General features: G+C 69.2%; 3 protein-coding genes and 2 pseudogenes. 4 read left to right on the forward strand and 1 reads right to left on the reverse strand.

Going from position 1 to position 2,601, the window contains the following annotated elements:
• Nucleotides 1–357: 357 nt before the first annotated feature.
• Nucleotides 358–510 carry a hypothetical protein gene (locus AB0947_RS42710; protein WP_366755745.1) on the reverse strand — a complete coding sequence of 51 codons (153 nt, stop codon included), beginning with the start codon at nucleotides 508–510 and terminating at the stop codon, nucleotides 358–360.
• 363 nt (nucleotides 511–873) lie between these two features.
• On the opposite strand from AB0947_RS42710, the pseudogene AB0947_RS42715 reads away from it, so the two are divergent.
• The 4 genes and pseudogenes from AB0947_RS42715 to AB0947_RS42730 all read left to right on the forward strand — a co-directional run.
• Nucleotides 874–1,164 (forward strand): annotated as a pseudogene (locus tag AB0947_RS42715) (IS630 family transposase); the annotation flags it as partial.
• 23 nt (nucleotides 1,165–1,187) lie between these two features.
• Nucleotides 1,188–1,316: a WhiB family transcriptional regulator gene (locus AB0947_RS42720; RefSeq protein ID WP_366755747.1), complete on the forward strand. Its 129-nt coding sequence runs from the start codon at nucleotides 1,188–1,190 to the stop codon at nucleotides 1,314–1,316.
• Between the two features lie 103 nt (nucleotides 1,317–1,419).
• On the forward strand, nucleotides 1,420–2,295 hold the full coding sequence (locus AB0947_RS42725; RefSeq protein ID WP_366755746.1) for an alpha/beta hydrolase: 876 nt from the start codon (nucleotides 1,420–1,422) through the stop codon (nucleotides 2,293–2,295).
• Between the two features lie 112 nt (nucleotides 2,296–2,407).
• Nucleotides 2,408–2,601 (forward strand): annotated as a pseudogene (locus tag AB0947_RS42730) (alpha/beta hydrolase); the annotation flags it as partial.

Genomic DNA, 2,601 nt, shown 5'->3' on the forward strand with positions numbered 1-2,601 from the left:
CACGATCTCGCCGAGAGAGGTGGTCATGCGGGCATGGAGCTGTCCGCTTCCAGGCACGTCGATGCTGGGGAATTCCACAGTCGCAGGTCCTTCCGAGGCAGGTGGGCAGCATGCCCACGGCGTGTGTGCCGGCGATACCCACGTGATGCGGGCATCGCTGTGTTGAACGGTACCCGCAAGGTCAACCAGGGGCGGTGCCCGTATGTCACCACCACCTCACCCCGCCTCACGCGACCTGGCGGGGCCGGCCCGGCAGCCGGGTTTCCAGGGCGGGCGCTGCCGGCCCCGGCCGGGTGCAGCCCTCACTCCCCTCTTCAGCGCGTACCGGCGGCCGTCGTGCGTGACTGATCATCCGGTTCAGCGGATTGCCAGATCGTTGGGCAGGCGTGCGGTCTTGATGAAGGTGCTCAACTCGTTTTCGCAGGGGACGGCGCGGGCGAACCCTTCGGCGAAATGAGTGCTGGGCCGTACGGGCTGGGGGAGGTGGCGGTCGCGGCTGAAGCCCAGCATGCGGGCCTGCGTCCGCCATAGGCGGGCGTCCGGGCTGACTCCGACAGCGGCGTGGTGGGCTGTGAGCAGGTGGGCGGCGAGGGGGTCCTCCCCGCCGGCGGCGAACCGCCACCAGTACAGGGCGCATTCGCGCCGGTCGAGCGGGTAGAGCAGGCAGGCGAAGGTACGCGCCTTGGGGGTCGTAGCCGGCGGCGAAGTCGACCAGGGAGTCGATGTCGTTGGAGCGCAGCACCAGCTCGCACAGCCGCCGCACGTGATCGATCACAGCGGTTGGCCTGGCGGCCGGGTCCGGGCACAGGATCGGTGTGGGACGGCGACGTAGGCCGCGGCGCGTGCGCGGCCGGGTCTCTACGGGGCGGCTGGGTTCGCAGGTGGGCAGACCGGAACAGGGTCGAGCTGTGCTTCACCCCAACCTACGCGTCCTGGGCCAACCCCATCGAGGCTCACTTCGGACCGCTGCGACAGTTCACGCTGGCCAACTCCCACCATCCCAACCACATCGCCCAGACCCGGGCCCTGCACGCCTACTTGCGCTGGCGCAATCAGAACCGCCGCCACCCCGACGTCCTCGCGAACCAGCGACGTGAGCGCGCTCGCATCCGAAGTGAGAGACACGTCCGATGGGGCGGTCGGCCTGTTACGTCTGCTGCTTGAGCAACTACACCTGCTCCTGAAACATCGCCGTCTGCCGCAGCTGCCCGGTGCAATCCGACTGCCGGTCCTTCGCCGAGAACTCCCGGCAGCCGTACGGCGTCTGGGGCGATTCCACCGAACGACAGCGCCGCGGCGCCCACCCCGGCGACTGATCAGGGCACGGAAGCGCACAACGGCGTGCGCTGTCGGGCAAGGCGCGTGCGAGAACCGGCACAGGGTGGGCAGTGATCGTTCTTCCGACCTTAGCGAGTCGACATGACAGCCACCACGGAGATCACCCACCACACCAAGGTGCTCAACGGAATCAACCAGCACTGGGTCAGCGCCGGCCAGGGTCCGCCCGTCTACCTGCTGTACGGCTTCCCGGAGACGTGGTACGGCTGGCGGAAGCAGATCCCGGTCCTCGCCGAGAAGTACACCGTCATCACGCCCGACCTGCGCGGGTACGGGGACACCGAGAAGCCGGCGTCCGGCTATGACAAGCGCACGATGGCTCGGGACGTCCTCGCGCTGATGGACCACCTCGGCCACGAGAAGATCGCGCTGGTCGGCCACGACCGGGGCGCGCGGGTGGGCACGCGCTTCGCCAAGGACCACCGGGAGCGCATCGACCGGTTCGTCGCGATGGACAACATCCCGACCCGGGTCATCGCCGACACCTACGACGTGGCCCTGGCGCGGCAAGGGTACTGGTTCTTCACCTTCCTCCAGGTGCCGGACCTGCCCGAAGCGCTGATCGCCGGCAAGGAGGAGACCTGGCTGACGCACTTCTACCGCGGCTGGTCCTACGACCCGGAGATGCTGACGCCCGAGGAGATCGCCGTCTACGTCCGCGCCTACCAGCAGCCCGGTGCGGTCCGCGGGTCGTGCATGGACTACCGCGCGGCCCCCGAGGACGTCGCCCAGGACCGCGAGGACGAGGACCAGCCCATCGACTGCCCGGTTCTGACCATCTGGGGCGAGGACTTCAGCGCCGTCGGCCAGGCCTACGACGTGCTGGACGTCTGGAAGGGCATGGCCCGTGACGTCCGCGGGGTCCCGATCCCCCAGTGCGGTCACCTCTGCCAGGAGGAGAAGCCAGAGGTGGTCAACGCGGAACTGCTGGCCTTCTTGGAGGGCTGGGGCGGCTGAGCACGCGGACCGCGGCACTCCACGGCAACCACCGGGGCGCGCGGAGCACACTCCCGCCTCGCCCCGGTCCCAGCATGAACATCACCTCTGAGCGAGAGAATCGAGTCCGGTCATGTCCCGTTCCCCCAAGCCGACCGTCGTCCTCGTCCACGGCGCGTTCGCCGACGCCTCCAGCTACGCCGCCGTCATCCCCGGTCTGCTCCAGCGCGGACTGAACGTCGTCGCCCCCGCCGTACCCAACCGCAGCCTCATCGGCGACGCCGCCTACGTCTCCTCCGTCATCCGCCAGATCGACGGCCCCGTCGT

Origin of the sequence: Streptomyces sp. NPDC047841 (genome assembly GCF_040704085.1) — a bacterium.
GTDB classification, from domain to species: domain Bacteria; phylum Actinomycetota; class Actinomycetes; order Streptomycetales; family Streptomycetaceae; genus Streptomyces; species Streptomyces argyrophylli.